The following is a 1516-nucleotide window of genomic DNA, read 5'->3' on the forward strand; positions in this document are numbered from 1 at the left end:
TGCCCAGAGCAGAACGGTGAGCTACCAGAGCAACCAAGTTAGTCTTGTTAACTTTCGGTGCAGCAGCAGTAGATGCAGTAGTTGGGAAGGCGTGTTTACCACCAATACCGCCATTCAGCAGATGCGGAACTTCGATAACCTGGAAGCCAGAGATATTCTTCAGAACACCAGTTTCCTGATTGGTCATTGCGTCGAAGTTAGCACCCTGTGGCTGGAGAGCAGCAACAATAGCACTGTAGATGTCCGGAGTAACGAACGCATAACGTTCAGAAGCAGGGACATAGTTGTTAGACAGTTTGCCACGCATACGTGCCAGACCCTGAATAACAGCCTGACCAACATTGACAACTTTAGAAGCATCAGACAGGTCAGCGATTGTAGTGATACCTGCATCCAGAACTACACCAGCACCCAGACCATCGATATTCTCATCAGAGTTAGCACCTACAGCCAGTTCAGCCAGAATAGCTTGGTCAGCAGCGATAGCCAGAGATTCACCAATCTGTTTGGAATATTCAGAAGCCACGTCATAGTGGTTCATTGCATCATCCAAATCAAAGATGAGAACGTCAGCAGTCAGCAGACCGTCGATGTTAATCACTTTCTCAGTGTGTTTGATTTCACTACGGTTGGTATCCAGAGAAGCGCCAGCATCCAGATACTTAGCAGTTGCACGACCCATTACAGGGAACTGAGCAGACTTACCATTGGAAATGGTGCGAGTAATGAATTTGTCAATAGCCAGAGAGCTACGGCTGAATGCAGCCAGAACTTCACCAGCGAAGACTTTCAGGAACAGACCAAGACGGTCAGCAGTAGTAGTAGAACCTTTGCCCTGGTTTGAACCTGGGTTTTGCATATTTGGAGCGAGAGCCATTGAAGACCTCCTAAAAATTATTATAAGTTATTATCGTTCTCGCAGATGATTACCACGGAGAGTAAGCAACCTTACGTTGAACATCCATAGTATAGGCTTGGTCTCGACCATATCGACGGTCGTTCATAGCTTCTACCATTTCCTGTTTACTCTGAAAACCTTCCTGTTTCACTTGGGGGACGGAATTAACAGGGACGGCTCGTTGAGTAACAGTTCGCTGTGCAGGTTGTCCATAAGTTTGCTTACGGAGGTTTCCTGCGAGGTCGATGATTGCCTTAGCGGTTTCAAGGTCTCGATTGCCAATTGCATTCTCCAGTGTAGAAATCATCTTAGGACTATTCTGTTGGAGAGTTTGGATTACGGATTGGAACTGGTCGATACCACCGACAGAAGCTACGAATTGATTAACGTAGTTCTGAGATAGTGCCTGTTGACCGCGAATGTAACTATCAATGAAATCTTTTGAATGACCATATTCAGCTAATCGATTATATTGCTGGTCTGTTAATTGACCGGTAGCATCAAAATTAGCTTGCATCTGGGCAAGTTCATCCATTGGTAAGCCACGATTCACAAGGTCGGCTTTCATCTGTTCGAAGCCTTGTTCAGAACGAGAGAGTTCTTCTACAGGTTCTTCCA

2 protein-coding genes are annotated in these 1516 nt (G+C 45.8%); both read right to left on the minus strand.

From position 1 onward, the window contains the following. Nucleotides 1-877: major capsid protein (locus N1032_RS23100; protein WP_259542672.1), on the minus strand; the 877-nt coding region annotated here is incomplete at its 3' end. A 49-nt stretch (nucleotides 878-926) separates the two neighbouring features. Then, nucleotides 927-1516: capsid assembly protein (locus N1032_RS23105; RefSeq protein WP_259542673.1), on the minus strand; the 590-nt coding region annotated here is incomplete at its 5' end.

It is taken from the genome of Herbiconiux daphne (assembly GCF_024979295.1).
Lineage (GTDB): Bacteria > Actinomycetota > Actinomycetes > Actinomycetales > Microbacteriaceae > Herbiconiux > Herbiconiux daphnes.